The 15,066-nt window shown below is 75.9% G+C and carries 16 protein-coding genes; 10 read left to right on the forward strand and 6 right to left on the reverse strand.

The genetic code is table 11. From position 1 onward, the window contains the following. Positions 1–104: 104 nt before the first annotated feature. Together QSK03_RS32355 and QSK03_RS32360 are read right to left on the reverse strand one after the other, a co-directional pair. Positions 105–1,346 (reverse strand): MFS transporter, encoded by a 1,242-nt coding sequence (locus QSK03_RS32355; protein WP_285659899.1) that lies wholly within the window; start codon positions 1,344–1,346, stop codon positions 105–107. Between the two features lie 49 nt (positions 1,347–1,395). Continuing rightward, complete coding sequence (locus QSK03_RS32360; protein WP_285659901.1) at positions 1,396–2,004, reverse strand: MOSC domain-containing protein; 609 nt, start codon at positions 2,002–2,004, stop codon at positions 1,396–1,398. Positions 2,005–2,104: 100 nt separating this feature from the next. Here QSK03_RS32360 and QSK03_RS32365 point away from each other — a divergent pair, with 100 nt between their 5' ends. From QSK03_RS32365 to QSK03_RS32405, 9 genes are all read left to right on the forward strand, one after another. After that, positions 2,105–2,539 (forward strand): hypothetical protein, encoded by a 435-nt coding sequence (locus tag QSK03_RS32365; protein ID WP_285659902.1) that lies wholly within the window; start codon positions 2,105–2,107, stop codon positions 2,537–2,539. Between the two features lie 356 nt (positions 2,540–2,895). Further along, positions 2,896–3,996 (forward strand): N-acetylglucosamine-6-phosphate deacetylase, encoded by a 1,101-nt coding sequence (locus QSK03_RS32370; RefSeq protein WP_285659903.1) that lies wholly within the window; start codon positions 2,896–2,898, stop codon positions 3,994–3,996. Positions 3,997–4,173: 177 nt separating this feature from the next. Continuing rightward, a complete protein-coding gene (locus QSK03_RS32375) occupies positions 4,174–5,394 on the forward strand; it encodes a glycosyltransferase family 2 protein (RefSeq protein ID WP_285659905.1) in 1,221 nt (406 codons plus the stop codon). Positions 5,395–5,442: 48 nt separating this feature from the next. Next, positions 5,443–5,622, forward strand: a complete 180-nt coding sequence (locus QSK03_RS32380) for a hypothetical protein (RefSeq protein WP_285659907.1) — start codon at positions 5,443–5,445, stop codon at positions 5,620–5,622. A 28-nt stretch (positions 5,623–5,650) separates the two neighbouring features. Then, positions 5,651–6,472 (forward strand): polysaccharide deacetylase family protein, encoded by an 822-nt coding sequence (locus QSK03_RS32385; RefSeq protein ID WP_285659909.1) that lies wholly within the window; start codon positions 5,651–5,653, stop codon positions 6,470–6,472. Continuing rightward, a complete protein-coding gene (locus QSK03_RS32390) occupies positions 6,469–7,965 on the forward strand; it encodes a lanthionine synthetase LanC family protein (RefSeq protein ID WP_285659910.1) in 1,497 nt (498 codons plus the stop codon). Before QSK03_RS32385 ends, QSK03_RS32390 begins: the two co-directional genes overlap by 4 nt. Before the next feature lie 105 nt (positions 7,966–8,070). After that, complete coding sequence (locus tag QSK03_RS32395) at positions 8,071–8,586, forward strand: CvpA family protein (protein ID WP_285659911.1); 516 nt, start codon at positions 8,071–8,073, stop codon at positions 8,584–8,586. Then, positions 8,583–9,593: a hypothetical protein gene (locus tag QSK03_RS32400; RefSeq protein WP_285659913.1), complete on the forward strand. Its 1,011-nt coding sequence runs from the start codon at positions 8,583–8,585 to the stop codon at positions 9,591–9,593. Before QSK03_RS32395 ends, QSK03_RS32400 begins: the two co-directional genes overlap by 4 nt. Before the next feature lie 34 nt (positions 9,594–9,627). Further along, complete coding sequence (locus QSK03_RS32405; RefSeq protein ID WP_285659915.1) at positions 9,628–10,449, forward strand: hypothetical protein; 822 nt, start codon at positions 9,628–9,630, stop codon at positions 10,447–10,449. A 4-nt stretch (positions 10,450–10,453) separates the two neighbouring features. Here QSK03_RS32405 and QSK03_RS32410 read toward each other — a convergent pair whose 3' ends face one another. After that, on the reverse strand, positions 10,454–11,125 hold the full coding sequence (locus tag QSK03_RS32410; protein WP_285659916.1) for a maleylpyruvate isomerase N-terminal domain-containing protein: 672 nt from the start codon (positions 11,123–11,125) through the stop codon (positions 10,454–10,456). A gap of 176 nt (positions 11,126–11,301) precedes the next feature. Here QSK03_RS32410 and QSK03_RS32415 point away from each other — a divergent pair, with 176 nt between their 5' ends. Then, on the forward strand, positions 11,302–11,787 hold the full coding sequence (locus QSK03_RS32415; RefSeq protein ID WP_285659918.1) for a MarR family winged helix-turn-helix transcriptional regulator: 486 nt from the start codon (positions 11,302–11,304) through the stop codon (positions 11,785–11,787). Positions 11,788–11,880: 93 nt separating this feature from the next. On the opposite strand, the gene QSK03_RS32420 is transcribed toward QSK03_RS32415, so the two are convergent. From QSK03_RS32420 to QSK03_RS32430, 3 genes are all read right to left on the reverse strand, one after another. Then, entirely contained in the window at positions 11,881–12,114 is a 234-nt protein-coding gene (locus QSK03_RS32420; protein WP_285659920.1) for a hypothetical protein, read from the reverse strand. 37 nt (positions 12,115–12,151) lie between these two features. Beyond that, complete coding sequence (locus QSK03_RS32425) at positions 12,152–13,744, reverse strand: MFS transporter (RefSeq protein ID WP_285659922.1); 1,593 nt, start codon at positions 13,742–13,744, stop codon at positions 12,152–12,154. 75 nt (positions 13,745–13,819) lie between these two features. Then, positions 13,820–14,617 carry a GAF and ANTAR domain-containing protein gene (locus QSK03_RS32430; RefSeq protein ID WP_285659923.1) on the reverse strand — a complete coding sequence of 266 codons (798 nt, stop codon included), beginning with the start codon at positions 14,615–14,617 and terminating at the stop codon, positions 13,820–13,822. Positions 14,618–15,066 lie beyond the last annotated feature (449 nt).

A 15,066-nucleotide genomic window follows, 5' to 3' on the forward strand; every position in this document is an offset into this window, starting at 1 on the left:
AACACCTTGACCCCACCAAGCGCTACCAAGGCCGCCTCACCCCCGCGGCCTGACCACCAAGATCCGAACCCGCGACACAACCACCGAGACTCGGCCTTGACAGATCACCCGAGACAGGACAGCCCCTCCGAGGGCGCCGAGTGCTCACGTCCGGGGAGGAACCAGACGCCCAGGCCGGCGACGGCGACACCGGCGCCGAGAAGGCAGACGCCGCTCCAGCCGGCCGCCGGGTAGATGAGCGAGGTGGCGGCCGAGGCGAACGTACCGCCGAGGAAGGCCGAGACCATGTACGCCGTGGTGACGCGGCTGCGGGCCTGCGGGGCGAGCGCGTAGATCACGCTCTGGTGGCTGATCTGGAGCGCCTGCTGGGCGAGGTCGAGCACGACCACCCCCAGGATCAGCGCGACGACCGACGCCGCCCCGAGCCCGAGCAGCGCCCAGCTCGCCGCGAGCACCACCAGGCCGACGGTGACGACGACGGTGCCGTGCCCCCGGTCGGCCAGCCGCCCGGCCAGCGGCGCCATCGCGGCCCCGGCGAGGCCGGCGAGCCCGAACAGCCCGATGATCGCGGGCCCGTAGCCGTAGGGCGGCGCGGACAGCAGGAAGTCGATCGAGGTCCAGAGGATCGTGAAGCAGCCCATGCCGACCGCGGCCAGCACCATCCGGCGCCGCAGCTCCGGCTCGCGGCGCACCAGCCCGAGCACCGAGCGCAGCAGCCGGGGGTAGCTCGACGACTCGGTGGGCGCCACGTGCGGCAGCCCGACCCGGACGACGACGGCGAGCAGCACCATCACCCCGGCCGCGACGCCGAACACCCAGCGCCAGCCGCCGGCCTCGGCGACGAACCCGGCCACGGTGCGCGCGCCGAGGATGCCGATGAGCAGCCCGCTCATCACGGTGCCGACCACCTGGCCGCGCTCGTGGTCGCCCGCCAGCGAGGCCGCGAGCGGCACCGCGATCTGCGCGACCGCGGACGTCACCCCGACCAGCGCCACGGCCGCGGCCAGCAGCGCGAACGTCGGGGCGGCCGCGGCGAGCGCGAGCACGGCCGCGCACGCCGCGAGCAGCACGGTCACCAGACGGCGGCGCTCGAGGAGGTCGCCGAGCGGGACGAGCAGCGCGAGCGCGGTCGCGTAGCCGATCTGCGACGCGGTGACGAGCAGCCCGGCGGTCCCGTTGCCGACCCCGAAGGCCTCGCCGATCGTGTGCAGCAGCGGCTGGGCGTAGTAGATGTTCGCCACCGCCGCCCCGCACACCACGGCCAGCAGCAGCGTGCGGGCCCGCCCGATCGAGGAGGCGGTCGTGGTGCTGGCGGCGGACGTCGCGGACGAGGTCTCGGCACTCACCGCACGACCGTGCCCGGCGGCGCGGGCCGATACCCGTGGTCGAGACCGATCACACCCCCGCGCCGTCCGGAAGGTCGGAAGTGCGCGGTCCTGACGACGCCGCGGCCGGGCGACGCCGATGCGGGACGCCCGCGCGCGACGGGTCGAGGACGACGTCGTCGCCGACCGCGACCGTGGCCGGCCCGACCCGCAGCGTCCCGGACCCGAGCGCCGCGCACCGCACCCCGGCCCGCCCGCGCAGCGCCGCGTGCGCGCCCGGGGCGAGCACGACGTCCATCCACGCGCAGGGCGCCGCGGGACGCCCGCCGCCGAGGAGGACCGGTCCGTCGCCGGAGTCGATCGCGAACTCCCGCCCGCGCAGCGCCTCGACCTCGAGACCGCGGGTGACGATCGTGCGCCGCGCCGCGGCCGGGTCGAACCGCGGGACCCCGAGCTCGTCGGCCACCGCCTCCAGGGCCTCGACGGCGAGCACCGTCACCGCTGCCTCCCGGTGGGCGGCCTGCCCGGCGTAGCGGTCGCCGACGACGCCGTGCCCGGCCCGGATCGCGATGGCGTCCGGGGTCTCGGTGCGCACCTCCCGCGGCCCGTCGCCCGGCCGGCCCTCGTACGCGTGCTCCGGCGAGACGACGAACCCCACGATCTCGATCCGTGTGGTCACCCGGTCCAGCGTAGGTCGGTAACGGTGATCGGCGATCCGGCGAGAACCGGGCGAACGCACCCGATCCACCGGGGGCGCGACGTCTCGGGGGACCTCCGCCATGAGCCAGCCGTACCTGCCGCCCGGCCAGCACCCGTCCTACCCGCCGCACCAGGCGCCGTACCACGGCGCCCAGTACCAGGCGCAGTACCCGGCCCAGTACCCGGCGCCGTACGCCGCGACCGTCGCCCCGCAGGCGTCGAACGGCCTCGCCACCGGCGGGTTCGTCGTCGCCCTGTGCGGCGCCGTGCTCTCGATCATCCCGTTCCTCGGCATCGTGGCGTGGATCGTCGCGCCGGTGGGCCTGATCCTCTCCATCATCGGCCTGACCCGGTCGGCGCAGCAGGGCGGTCGCGGGCTCGCGATCAGCGGCGTCGTGCTCGGCGCCGCCGCCCTGTTCATCTGCCTGCTCTGGGTGATCGGCCTCGCGGGCGCCTCGTCGACGAGCGGGTCGACGTACAGCACGTCCGGCTACTCGTACTCCGCCCCGCGCTAGCCCTCCGAGCGAACCCGCGTCCCCGGGACACGGCCCCACGTGCGCGAACGGCACCTCTCGCATGATCGACGGGGCTCGCGCCCTGCCGAACGTGCTGCTCGCGACAGGACAGGGCCGCCGGCGGATCCGCGCCCACCTCGGGCCGGAAGATCACGAGCACCTGGTCGCCCCGTGCGAGCCCCCGCACGTGGATGAGATGCTCCTGATCTCCGTAGAGCCACGGAGCGCGGGGAGCGAAGGACGCCTTCGCTGCGCCCGACGCAGCGAGGGACGCCCTCGCTCCGCACCGACCGCTCGGGCGCTGCGACGACCCGAGTCCTCGGGACACGGGTTCTCGCCACCACCACACTGGCCTCGTGCGGTTGGGCGTCTCCGGGGCGGTGGTGGACGGCGCGTGGTGCGCCGGTGACGTCGAGGTCGGCGACGGTCGCGTCGCGGCCGTGGGCCTCCCGCCCGCGCAGGGCGACGCCGTCGCCGTGCCGGGGCTCGTCGACCTGCTCTGCCACGGCTACGCCGGCGTCGATCTCGCGAGCGCCGAGGTCGACGGGATCGCCACGGTGCGGGCGGCGGCCGCGCGCGACGGCACGACGGCGCTCTGCCCCTCGCTGCTCACCGACGACCCCGGTCGCACGACGGCCGCGCTCGCCCGTCTCGACGCCGCCCGCGACATCGACCGCGGCGGTGCCCACCTGCTCGGCGCCCACCTCGAGGGTCCGTTCCTCTCCCTCGGTCGGATCGGCACGCACCCGCCCGAGCACCGCCGCGACCCCGACCCGGCACTGCTGGCCCGCCTGCTCGACGCCGGCCGCGTCGACGTCGTCACCCTCGCCCCGGAGCTCCCCGGCGCCGGCGCGCTCGTCGACCTCCTGCTCGCCCGCGGCGTCGTCGTCTCCGCCGGGCACAGCGACGCCGACGCCGCCGCCGCGCACGCTGCCATCGATCGCGGTGTGCGCTCCGTGACCCACCTCTTCAACGCCATGAGCGGCCTCGGGCACCGCGCGCCGGGGCTCGCCGCCGTCGCCCTCACCCGCCCCGAGGTCGTCGCGACGCTCATCGCCGACGGCCACCACATCGCCCCCGAGATGATCCGGCTGGCGTTCGCCGCCGCGCCGGGCCGCGTCGCGCTGGTGACCGACGCCGTCGCGGCCACCGGGATGCCCGACGGTCCGTCCCGGCTCGCCGGGGTGCCGGTGACGCTCGCCGGCGGCGTGGTCCGCAACGGCGCCGGCGGGCTCGCGGGCGCCGCGACCCCGCTCCTCGGTGGCGTCCGCACCGCCGTGGCCGCGGGCGTCGGGTTCGTCGAGGCCGTCGGCGCCGCCACGACCGTCCCGGCGGAGCTCGTCGGACGCCCCGACCTCGGCCGTCTCACCCCGGGCGGGCGGGCCGACGTCGCCGTCCTGGATGGCGACCTGGCCATCACCCGTGTGCTCGTCGACGGCCGCGTGAAGACCCTGTGAGTGACGCTCCGGCGTCGAGCACCACATCCGAATTCTCACGATGGTGTAACGAAATCCGTTCTGTGTACGGTAAGCCCCGCGAGAGGCCCACCGATCGGGTGACGCACGCTCACGCAGCGACGACCGCCCGACCAGCGCGAGACGAGCACGAGACGAGCACGAGACGAGCGAGGTGACGTGGCGAGCAGGACCCACCCCACCGTCCCGCCGTCGACCCGGCGCCGTCCCGCCCGTCGCTCCACCGACCCGGACGCGCCGACGGTCCAGCTCGGCCGGGCGGTCACGGCATCCGCCCCGGCCGCCCCGGCCACGACGAGCGCGACGCGATCGACCAGGTCCACGAAGGCCACCACCCCGGTCACCACCGTCACCGTCCTCGTGCCCGCGCACGACGAGGAGGCGGGCATCGCCGCGACGGTGGAGGGTCTGCTCGCCCAGGACACCCCGGACTGGCTGCGGATCGCCGGCGTCGTCGTCATCGCCAACAACTGCACCGACCGCACGGCCGAGATCGCCCGCACCTACCCGGTGACGGTGATCGAGATGGCGCGGAACCCGGACAAGAAGGCCGGCGCGCTCAACCACGGGTGGCGCGAGGCCGCCCGCGACGCCGATCTCGTCCTGACCATGGACGCCGACACCGTCCTGCTGCCCGACACGGTCGCCGCGATGGCCGGCGAGATGCGGGCCAACGCCGTGCTCGGCGCGGTGTGCGCCCGGTACTGGGCGACGCCGGGGCGCGGGCTCGCGTGGCGGCTGCAGCGCCTCGAGTACACCCGCTACGACGACCTGCGCGACCTGCGCGGCTGGCGCGTGTCGGTGGCCAGCGGCGCGGCGGCGATGTACCGGGGGCGCGCCCTCGAGCAGGTCGCCGCGGCCCGCGACGGCGCGCCGTGGGACGGGGCCTCGCTGATCGAGGACTACGCGCTGACCCTCGAGCTCAAGGCCCGCGGCTGGCGCGTGGCGGCCGCGAAGCACGCCCACGTCTACACGACGCCGCCGAGCACGTTCCGCGCGCTGTGGCGCCAACGGCTGCGGTGGGGACGCGGGGGCATGGACGAGTGCCTCAAGCGCGGCTGGACCCCGGCGACGCGGCAGGACGCGCTGTCCTACGTGCTGTTCGGCTTCAGCGTGTTCTTCCGCGTGCTGTTCCTCGCGATGCTCACGCTGATGATCGTCTACGAGGTCCCGTTCCGGTACGCGCTGATCGGCCTCATCCCGCTCGCCGTCATGTGGGTGGAGCGGGTGACCTCGATGTGGCGCCTGCCCGGACGCGGGGCCGTCGACGTGGCGCTGGTGGCGGTCCTGCTGGTCGAGGACGTCTACGGATTCTTCCTGGAGTGGTGTGCGGTGGTGGCGGCGTTCCGCTGCCTCAACGCGCATCGCCAGGCGTGGTGAGCAGGACCGGATGAGCAGGACCGGATCGGAAGGGGACGGAGCGCGGGGATGTACGGCGAGCACTCGTATTACCTGACGAGCGGGGTCGGCGGCGGGACCACCGGGCTGGCGCTGGCGGCGGCCACGGGCATCAACGTGATGGCGGCGGTGCTCATGGGCGTGACGGTGGTGTTCACGCTGATGCTGCTCGTGCGGATCGTGCGCCGCGGCGCCCGCCTGCGCCGCTGAGCCCGGCCGCCGACCCCGCTGCCGATCCGTGTCCTTCGACGACCGCCGCCGCAACGTCCGCTCGCTGCTCTTCTTCCTCGTCGCCCTGCTCGGTACCGCCGTGGTCTCGTTCGCCGGCACCTTCGCCGGGGCGGCGGACCGCGAGCAGAACGGCCGGCGCTACACGCCGACGGCCGCCGACCGGGCACTCCCGCCCGCGGTGGGAGCGTCGCCCGGCCCCCGCGTGGCGCTGACGTTCGACGACGGCCCCTCGCCGCAGGTGACGCCGTTCGTCCTCGACGTGCTCGCCGCCAAACAGGTCCCCGCCACCTTCTTCCTGCAGGGCGAGCACGTGGCCGCCCACCCCGACCTGGTGCGGCGCATCCAGGCCGAGGGGCACGTCGTGGCGAACCACGGGTGGGAGCACTCGTGGTTCCCGGACCTGACCCCCGAGGAGGCCGAGGACGACATCCGCCGCACCGACGACGAGCTGACGGAGATCACCGGCGTGCGCCCCGTGCTGTTCCGCTACCCCTTCGGCCAGCCCTCCCCCGGCGGCGACGCGGCCCTGGCCCGCCTGGGGCTCACCGGCGGCGTGCACTGGCGCTGGGCCTCCGACCGCCCCGGCGACTTCCAGTGCCCGGGCGCCGGCGCGGTCACCGACTACGTCGTCACCGAGGCGGTCGACCAGGCGATGATCCTGCTCCACGACGCCGGCGACGTCGTCGGCTGCGCCCCTGACCAGCTCGACTACCTGCCCCGCGCCATCGACACCCTGCGCGCCCGCGGCGTGACGTTCGGGGTGGTCGCGCCGTCGCCCGTGCCCTCGACGGTCAACGCGGGCTCGCGCGCCGCCGTGGTCCCGCGGTGAGGGTCCTGCTGATCGTGCTGACCGCCGCGCTGCTCGCCGCCGCCTGCGCCCGTGCCCCGGCCGCCGAGCAGAGCCGGCCCGCCGCACCCGACGGCCTCCCGACGGCGTTCGCCGACCGCCTCGTCGCCGACGCCGTCGCCGACCCCCTCGGCCCGGACGGGCCGCCCGGCGCCCGGGCCTGGACCAGCGCCATCCAGGCGCCGCACCGCCAGACCGACCGCGACGTCGGGGCCGCCGGCATCGCGCACGGGCTGCTCGCTCTCGCCGCGGCCACCCCGGTCCCGGTCGAGCGCGAACGTCACCTGGCCGGTGCGCGGGCGGCCGGGGACTTCCTGCTCGGCGCCCGGACCGGCGACGCCGGCCGGTTCCCCGACTACGTCGACCCCGGCGGCCCGTCGCCCCGGGCGTACACCTCGTTCGACGACGGGGCGGCCGGCATCGGCGAGGTGCTCTGGCGGCTCGCGGAGGCCACCGGCGAGGACCGCTTCCGCGCTGGGGCGCGAGCCGCGATGGGCTGGGTGCTCGACCGGGCCGAGGGCGTCGACGGCCTCCCGTGCCCGCAGCGGTGCCGCTGGGCCTGGGTCGACCAGCCGGGCGGCGGCGACCCGCCCTCCTACCGCCACGGCATGGGCGAGGGCCAGGCCGGGATCGTCTACGCCCTCTCGGTCATGGCCGAGCGCACCGGCGACCCCGAGCTCGCCGCGCACGCCGCCGGCGGCGCCGTGTACCTCGCGAGCCGGCTCGACGCGGACGGCGGCCTGCCCGAGCGCGCCGACGAGCCCCGGCGCAACACCGGGTTCCTCTCCGGCACCGCGGGTGCGGCGTTCGTGTTCCTGCGCATGTACCAGTGGACCCGCGACGACCGGTGGCGCGCGGCGGCCGAGTCGGCGCTGGGGTTCCTCGACCGGACGGCACAGCCGGCGGCCGGCGGGCTCGCGTGGCCGATCCTGCTGGGTGCCGGGGACGCGGCGCTGACCCCCGACAACCCGCGCCGCGCCACCGGGATGGAGGAGGGCGCGGCGGGGATCGGCTGGGTGTCGCTGCAGGCGCACGCGATCCTTGGCGATACCCGCCACCTCGAGCGCGCCCGGGGCGCGGGCCGCTGGCTCACCGCGGTGGCCCTCGACGAGCCGACGGGGCTCGCGTGGGAGGAGTTCGAGGGCAGCCCCACCGTGCACACCGCGACGAACAGCGGCGCCGCCGGGACGGGCTGGTTCCTGGACACGCTGGGGCGGGTGACCGGCGAGGTCGAGTTCGCGGCGGCCGCCCGCGACGCCCGGGCCTGGCTGCTGTCGGTGGCGACCCCCGACGGCCGCTGGGGGGCGACCCGCGAGGCGGGGACCTGGACCCTCGGCGGGGAACCGTCGTGGCACTGGGGCGCCGCGGGCGTGATCGGGTTCCTGGCGCGCACCGCGGGCGGTCCCGTCGACAGCCCGGCGATGCAGGAGTCGCTCGTGCCCCTCGAGGGCCCTCCGGGAGAGAACGGGAAATAGTTCCCGATCCTCCCGCCGTCGCACCGTCTCCCCGGGCGTTGACTCGGTGTCACCCGGTGACGTCTGGCCGGCTGCGGAGCGATCTGTGGGACCCGAGGAGGAGCCGTGACCGTCGTCGACCTGGTGGTGCTCGCGGTGGTGCTGTTCGCCGCGCTGCGCGGCTGGCGCCGCGGGGGCACCGGACTCGTCCTGCGCGCGGCCGGCGCCGTCGCGGGCGTCCTGCTCGGCGGGGCGCTGGCGCGCTGGCTCGCCCCGATGATCCTCGCGCCGGACTCGGGCTTCTCGCTCGGCGCGCTCGTGCTCGGCGCCGCGCTGGTCGGGGCGCTGGTCGGGTGGGGCCTCGGCCGCCGGCTGGGCGAGGCGCTCGCCCGCCGCACGGGTGGGGGCTGGCACCGGCCCGGACTGCCCGACCGGCTGCTCGGCGTGGCCGCCCACGGCGCGCTGGCGGTCATGCTGCTCGTGCTCCTCACCGGGATCCTGACCGTGACCGGCCCGACCGGCCTGGGCGACGAGCTGCGCGGCAGCGCCGTCCTCGGCGCGGCCGCCGAGCACCTGCCCAACCCGCTGGTCCTGCTGCCCGGCGGCGAGAGCGGTCTCGTGGCCGACGGGGGCGGGCAGTGACGGGCCCGGGCCGGGCCCCGCTGACCAGCCCGCGCGTCGCCGGCGCCGCTGCGCTCGGGCTGCTGCTGGTGACGTGGTGGACCTCGGGCTCCTTCGTCCTCGCGCTGCTCGTGCTGGTCCTCGTGGCGGGCACCGGCGCGCTGGCGTGGCTGTTCGTCTCCTGGCGCCCGCGCGGTGCCCGCGGCGTCGACAGCCCGGACGCCCTGCTGGGCGCCCTGCCGACCGCCGACCTCGCTCCGCCGTCCGCGGGTGAGCGGACGCGGCGGGCCCTGCGAGGCCTGCTCGGCCGCCCCTGGGTGCAGGGCGACGGGCTGATCCGGGCCGCGGCGCGGCGGCTCGCCTCCGAGGAGGCGCTCGTCTGGACCCCGCGCGGGCAGCGCGTCACGGCGCCGCACCTGTGGGTCGAGCTGAACCCCGACGACCTCGCCGACGTGGCCGCCCGCTGGCCCCTCGAGGTGCTGGCCGACGAGCTGCTCAGCGGCTACCTCGAGCACGCCCGCGGCACCGAGGCACGCCGCCTGGCCGAGCGCACCTTCCTGCACCTGGTGCCGGGCGCCGACGTCCCGGTCGGCCGGGTGGTCGTCACCGCCGCCTTCTCGCGCCCGCCGGGCGACCCCGTCGCCACGGCGTCGGCGACGGACCCGACCCCGTCGTCACTCGCGGCACCGCAGGCTCCGGCCGGTGCCCTCCCCGCTCCTCCCGGGCCCCGCCCGGCCGTGCCGGGGGCAGCCGGCCGGCCGTGCCGTGGCCCGCTGCCCCCTCCACCTCGGCCGGCTCCGGCGCGGGGGCCGGCCGGGGATTCCCGGGACTCCGTCGGGGGGTCCCGGGACGACGGAGGGGCGACGCGACAGGTCGGCGGCACGACGGTCCTCGACCGCGGTCCGGGCACGTTCCGGACGCTCGTGGCACGGGTGATGCCCGGTGACCGCTCGCCGTCGGACCGGCCGGACGACCTGCGACCGCGCGTACCCTGGGGTCCGCCGGCGGGTCCCCGCCGAGGCGGGTGAGCCCCACCCGTCCCCCGCTCGACCGGGAGGTCGCGTGACCCGTACGCGCGCCCCCCAGCACGCCCCTCCCCGCCTGCCCGTCGGCGGCCTCGCGCTCCTCGACGTCCGCACCGAGCGCACGCAGTCGGTGCCGTGGGGCGAGCGGGTGACGATCGGGCGCGGCGACGGGGTGCGCCGCGCCGGCGAGGGGGCCGGGGCGCCCCGGCACGTCGCCGTCGCCGACGACCGCGTCTCCCGGCTCGCGGCCGAGATCGAGGTCCGCGACGACGCCTACCTGATCATCAACCGCCAGCGGCACGGCGCGCTGCTGACCCTGTTCGTGCCGGGGGTGCCGGGCAAGGACCGCATCCGGGCGGGCAACGGGCTGCTGGTGCGCGACGACCGCTCCTCGCTGGGCCTGTGGTTCCCGGACGGCCAGGAGCTCACCCTCGCCCTGCTCCGCTTCGCTCCCGCCGCGGGCGCCGGTCCCGGCACGAGCGGTGGGCTCGCGGGCGGGCGCACCATCGACACCTCGCTGCCCACCGCCGAGACGTGGTGGTCGGTGCTGGTCGCGGCCTGCGGCCCCACGTTGCTCGCCGCCGCGACCGCCGGTCCCGGCACGGTGCCCCGCGACGTGCACGGCGACGCCGAGCAGATCGCCGACTGGCACCGCGCGGAGGGCCGCCCCGCGCCCAGCCCGAAGACCCAGAGCGAGGCCTTCCGGCATGCGCAGCGCTGGCTGCGCGGGCTGCGGCTCAACGACAAGACCCGCGGCTGGCGGATCGCGGTCGTCGAGCAGGCCATCCACCTGCGCCTGGTGACCGTCGACGACGTGCGCCTGCTGTTCCCCAGCCAGGTGCCTCCCGGGATCCGCTGAGCGCCTATCCGTCCGTGAGGTCGACGCTCGGCAGCTCCCCGAGCGTCGCGAACGCGTCGAGATAGGGCCCGACGTCGCCGCGGGTGGTCCAGCGGCGCAGCTGGGCCGCCGAGCGTCGCGCCATCAGCGCCCGGGCCAGGTCGAAGTCGGACGCCCGCACCTCGACCGCCGCGTCCGCGGCCTCCCCCGCCGAGCACCAGGTCCACGACCCGCCGAGCAGCGCGATCGGCGCCAGCCCGTCGTCGAGCCGGGCCTCGAGGCGCCCGGCGAAGCGCTCCCGCATCGCGGCCATCGCCGGGGTGTCCTGCCCGCCGGGCTCCCGGAGCGCGCCGCGCAGGTCCTGCTCGTGGATCGTGACGTCGCCCAGCGGCCGGGTGCCGTGCTCGGCCATCCACGCCCGCAACGGGTCGGCGATCCGCCCCCACTCCGCCACGAGCGCCGCGACGTCCTCGCCGCGCCGGGCCTCGACCTGCGCAGCGGTCCACGCCTCGTTGTGGTCGTCGGGCTCGTTGCCGGCCACCACGTCGGCGCCGAGACCGACCATGTGGGAGAGGAGGTCGCGGACGGTCCAGTCCGGGCAGGCGGGGACGATCGTGGCCGACCGCTCGGCCGTCAGGTCCGTGACGAGGGCGATGACACGCTGCTGGGCGCGGGTCCACTCCGCGATGCCGTCCACGGGGCGCGAGCCTGCCACCGCCGTTCCGGTGACGCGCGTGGCCCGTCCTCGTGAACCAACGGCATTCCTCCGTCAGAACCAACCGAACGCCCGGTGGCCGCCCGACCCGACCGTTCGTCCGCATCACGACGACCTGAAATGCGTTGTGTATCACTCGGTTGTGTCACAGTGGACGAATGTCACGCGAGGGGGACGCGACGAACGGTGGCCCTGCCACCCCGGACGCCATCAAACGAGCACCCGGATACCTGGCCCGCCGGTTGCACCAGGCCTACACCGCCGCCTGGGCCCGCCGGGTCGATCCGATCCTGACCGGACCGCAGTACGCGGTGCTGATGACGGTCGACGCCCATCCGCGCCTCGACCAGGGGTCGCTGGCGCACACCGTGGCGCTCGACCGGTCGACGATGGCGGACGTGTGCCGGCGCCTCGAGGAACGGGGGCTCATCGAGCGCACCCAGGCGCCCGCGGACGGCCGGCGCAAGCTCCTCGGGCTCACCGACCAGGGACGCGAGGCGCTCCACCGGGTGCACCAGCGGGTCGTGGCGCTCGAAGGAGAGCTCATGGCGGCGCACGCCGACGACGTCAGCGCGCTCCTCGGCCACCTCGACGACCTCTCGCAGCGCTGGGAGACCGTTGCGGCGGCCGGGCCGTCGACCTGAGTCGACCCTTGATCGTGAGCGCTGAGCCTCAGCGCTGAGCGTCATCGCTGAGCGTCATCGCTGAGCGTCATCGCTGAGCGTCATCGCTGAGCGTCATCGCTGAGCGGGGCGCTGCTGCTGGCGCTGGGCGCGCATCAGCAGCAGCGCGACCCCCGCGACGATCGTGGCGGCCAGCGCGATCGTGAAGATCGCCCACGGCAGCGCGCCGCCGGACGCGAGCGCGAAGAGCCCGAAGTACGCCGCGACCAGCGCGTAGACCACGACCTGGACGCGCGTCAGGATGCGGTTGCGGTCGGTGTCCCGCGGCGGCCACGTGAAGCCCGGCATGGGGGCACGGTACGCGGCGGCACCGACCGCTCCGCGCTCAGGCGGCGGCGGCGACCGGGTCGTCCTCGACTGGGGTCTTCTCCGGCGCCGTCTCGCGTGCGGTCTCCGTCGCGGTCTCCTTGTCGACGGGTGCGGCGGGGGTGACCGGCACGCCGCCGAGCGCGTACAGCGCGAGCCCGGCCAGGCCGGCGAAGACCACGGCCCCGACGGTGGCGGCGACACCGAGCCCGGTGGTGAACGCGGTGCGCACGGCGTCGAGCAAGGCCGAGGTCGGGCCGGCGGCCACGGCCTCGGTGAGACCGGCCCGTGCCGCGTCCGCGAGCGGGGCCGGCGTCCCGGGCGGGACCACGAGGACGTCGCGGTAGACCGCGGTGGCGAGGCTCCCGAGCGTCGCGACACCCAGCGCGACCCCGAGCTCGCCGCTGGTCTCCGACAGCGCACCCGCCGACCCGGCCTTCTCCTCCGGCACGGAGCCGACGAGCAGGTCCGTGCCGAGGGCGGTCGGCAGCGCGATCCCGACCGCCGCGAGCAGGAAGCCCCCGAGGAGCACCACCGTGCCGCCGCCCGCGCCGGCACCGAGAAGACCGACGACCGCGAGCCCGACCGCACCGATCAGCAGCCCGGCCGCCATGACCCGCGCTGGCCGCACCGAGCGCGCCAGCCGCGGTGCGGACAGCGAGGCGATCACCATCGCCGCCTGCAGCGGCGCGAGCACGAGGCCGACCGTGAGCACCGACATCCCGTCCACGAGCTGCAGCCAGAGCGTGAGCAGCAGGAACGTCCCGGCCATCACCACGCCGCCGCCGACGTTTATGCCGAGCGCGCCCGCCGTGGCGCGGCGCCGGAACAGGCGCAGGTCGAGCAGCGGGTCGTCCAGGCGCAGCTGGCGGCGGACGAACACCGTCCCGAGGCCCGCCCCGAGGACGAGTGCCGCGACGGCGCCGAGGGTCGGTCCGTCCGCCGCGAGCGACTTCAGCCCGTGCACGACGGGCAGCACCGCCCCGAGCGAGAGCGCGACGCTGGCGAGATCGAGGCGCCCGGCCCCGGCGTCCCGCGACTCGGGCAGCAGCACCGGCCCGACCACGAGCAGCAGGACCATCACCGGGACGCCCATGAGGAACGCCGCGCCCCACCAGAAGGTCTCGAGCAGCGCGCCACCCACCAGCGGGCCGATCGTCATGCCGCCCATGAAGCAGCTCATCCAGACCGAGATCGCGGTGCCGCGCGCCCGCGGGTCCGGGAACATCGTGCGGATCAGGCCCAGCGTCGAGGGCATGAGCGTCGCCCCGGCGACGCCGAGCAGCGCCCGCGTGGCGATCAGCATCGCGGGGCCGGTCGAGAACGCCGCCGCCACCGAGGCGACCCCGAACGCGCCGGCCCCGATCAGCAGGAGACGCCGGCGCCCGATGCGGTCGCCGAGGGTGCCCATCGTGACCAGGAACCCGGCGATCATGAAGCCGTAGACGTCCATCGCCCAGAGCTGGGCCGTCGGACCGAGCCCGAGATCGGCGGACAGCGCGGGCAGCGCCAGGTACAGCACGCTCATGTCGAGCGAGAGCAGCAGCGTCGGCAGCGCCAGCACGGCGAGCCCGATCCACGCGCGGCGCACGGTCGTCGCGGGGGACGTCATCACGGACCTCCTGGAATGGGGTACGCGAGGACGCTAGCAGCGCTGAATCCTTCTTTACAACTCTCTAGTATGTCTCTAGGACTGAACAGGGTTCGCGGACGGCGCGCTCCCGGGCAGCAGCCCGTCGGCCGGGCCGTTCGCCGACGGGGTGCGATGGACGCCGCCGCGGCGCTTCACCTCACCGATCAGCCAGCGGGCGACCTCGACGAGCTTGAGGTTCGTGCTCTGCGAGGACTCCACGAGCATCTGGAACGCCTCGGTCTCGTCCACCGAGAACCGTTCCATCAGCACCCCCTTGGCCTGGCCGATGACGTCGCGGCTGTCGACCGCACGTCCCAGGTGGACGGCCTGCTCGCTGCCGTGCAGGAGCATCGACGCCTGGACGCCGAAGAGCCCGCCGATGACGCGGGCCTCGCGGTCGAAGACGGCGGGCTCGGGCGCGTAGAGGTTCAGGGCCGCGTGCAGGGGGCCGCTCGTGCTGAGCTGGACCGACAGCATCGACCGGTAGCCCGCCGCCACGGCCGCGGGCGCGAACCGCGGCCACCGCTCCGCGTCCGGGCCGCCCAGGTCCTCGGCGACGACGACGCCGTCGTCCTCGGGCGACTCGATCGCCGTGACGCACGGCCCTTCGTGCAACGCCCCCTGCAGTCGGTCGAGCTCGGCGATCTCGTGGCTGGTCGGGGTGCGGCTGCCGACGATGCCGTCCTCGGACACGGAGATCCCGCCGGCGGTCGCCCCGGGCACCGTCTCCACAGCGGCGGCGACGATCTCCGACAGCGTCTGCTGCAGATCGCGGATGCTGCGCCGTTCCACCAGCGTCCGCGCGGCCCTGCGCAGGGCGACGACGAGCTGCTCGGCCTGACCCGGGTGCACGCGCTCTCCCACCTTCGACGGTCGCGACGAAGTCGGGGCAGCACCGTCACGCGTCGTTGCTGGCGGGTCCTCCGGGCGCGCGGGGCCGCTCCCACCCGGGGTCACGGGCGCGAGCGGTCACGACAGCGGAGGGACCTGGCGAGCGCAGTGCCTCGGGCCGGCGCCCCGATCCACGAAGCGGCCGTCTGTTCGACCGCGGCCGGCAAAGCTTACTCAGTGGCCACGTCGCAGGCGCCGCGGGACACGGAGATCCGACCGCGGAGCACGCGTCACAGCCGTCGCGGCTCCCGGACCGCCCCCGGCGGGTGGACCGCTAGATCGACACGCGTGCTCGTCCTCCGAGCCGGGGTTGTCGGTCGGGGTCGATCCCAATGCCGCTGACTTAAGCGGCTGGGGGCTCGATGAGGATCTTGGGTGCGTCGGGGTGGCGGACTTGGCGGTGGTGGGCT

This window comes from Actinomycetospora sp. NBRC 106375, from assembly GCF_030269665.1.
Classification (GTDB): domain Bacteria; phylum Actinomycetota; class Actinomycetes; order Mycobacteriales; family Pseudonocardiaceae; genus Actinomycetospora.

What these genes read in the sequence shown, in the direction of transcription:
- QSK03_RS32365 (WP_285659902.1), top strand. Translation starts at nt 2,105, where the DNA reads ATGAGCCAGCCGTACCTGCCGCCCGGCCAGCACCCGTCCTACCCGCCG.
- QSK03_RS32380 (WP_285659907.1), top strand. Translation starts at nt 5,443, where the DNA reads ATGTACGGCGAGCACTCGTATTACCTGACGAGCGGGGTCGGCGGCGGG.
- QSK03_RS32415 (WP_285659918.1), top strand. Translation starts at nt 11,302, where the DNA reads ATGTCACGCGAGGGGGACGCGACGAACGGTGGCCCTGCCACCCCGGAC.
- QSK03_RS32420 (WP_285659920.1), bottom strand. Translation starts at nt 12,114, where the DNA reads ATGCCGGGCTTCACGTGGCCGCCGCGGGACACCGACCGCAACCGCATC.
- QSK03_RS32425 (WP_285659922.1), bottom strand. Translation starts at nt 13,744, where the DNA reads ATGACGTCCCCCGCGACGACCGTGCGCCGCGCGTGGATCGGGCTCGCC.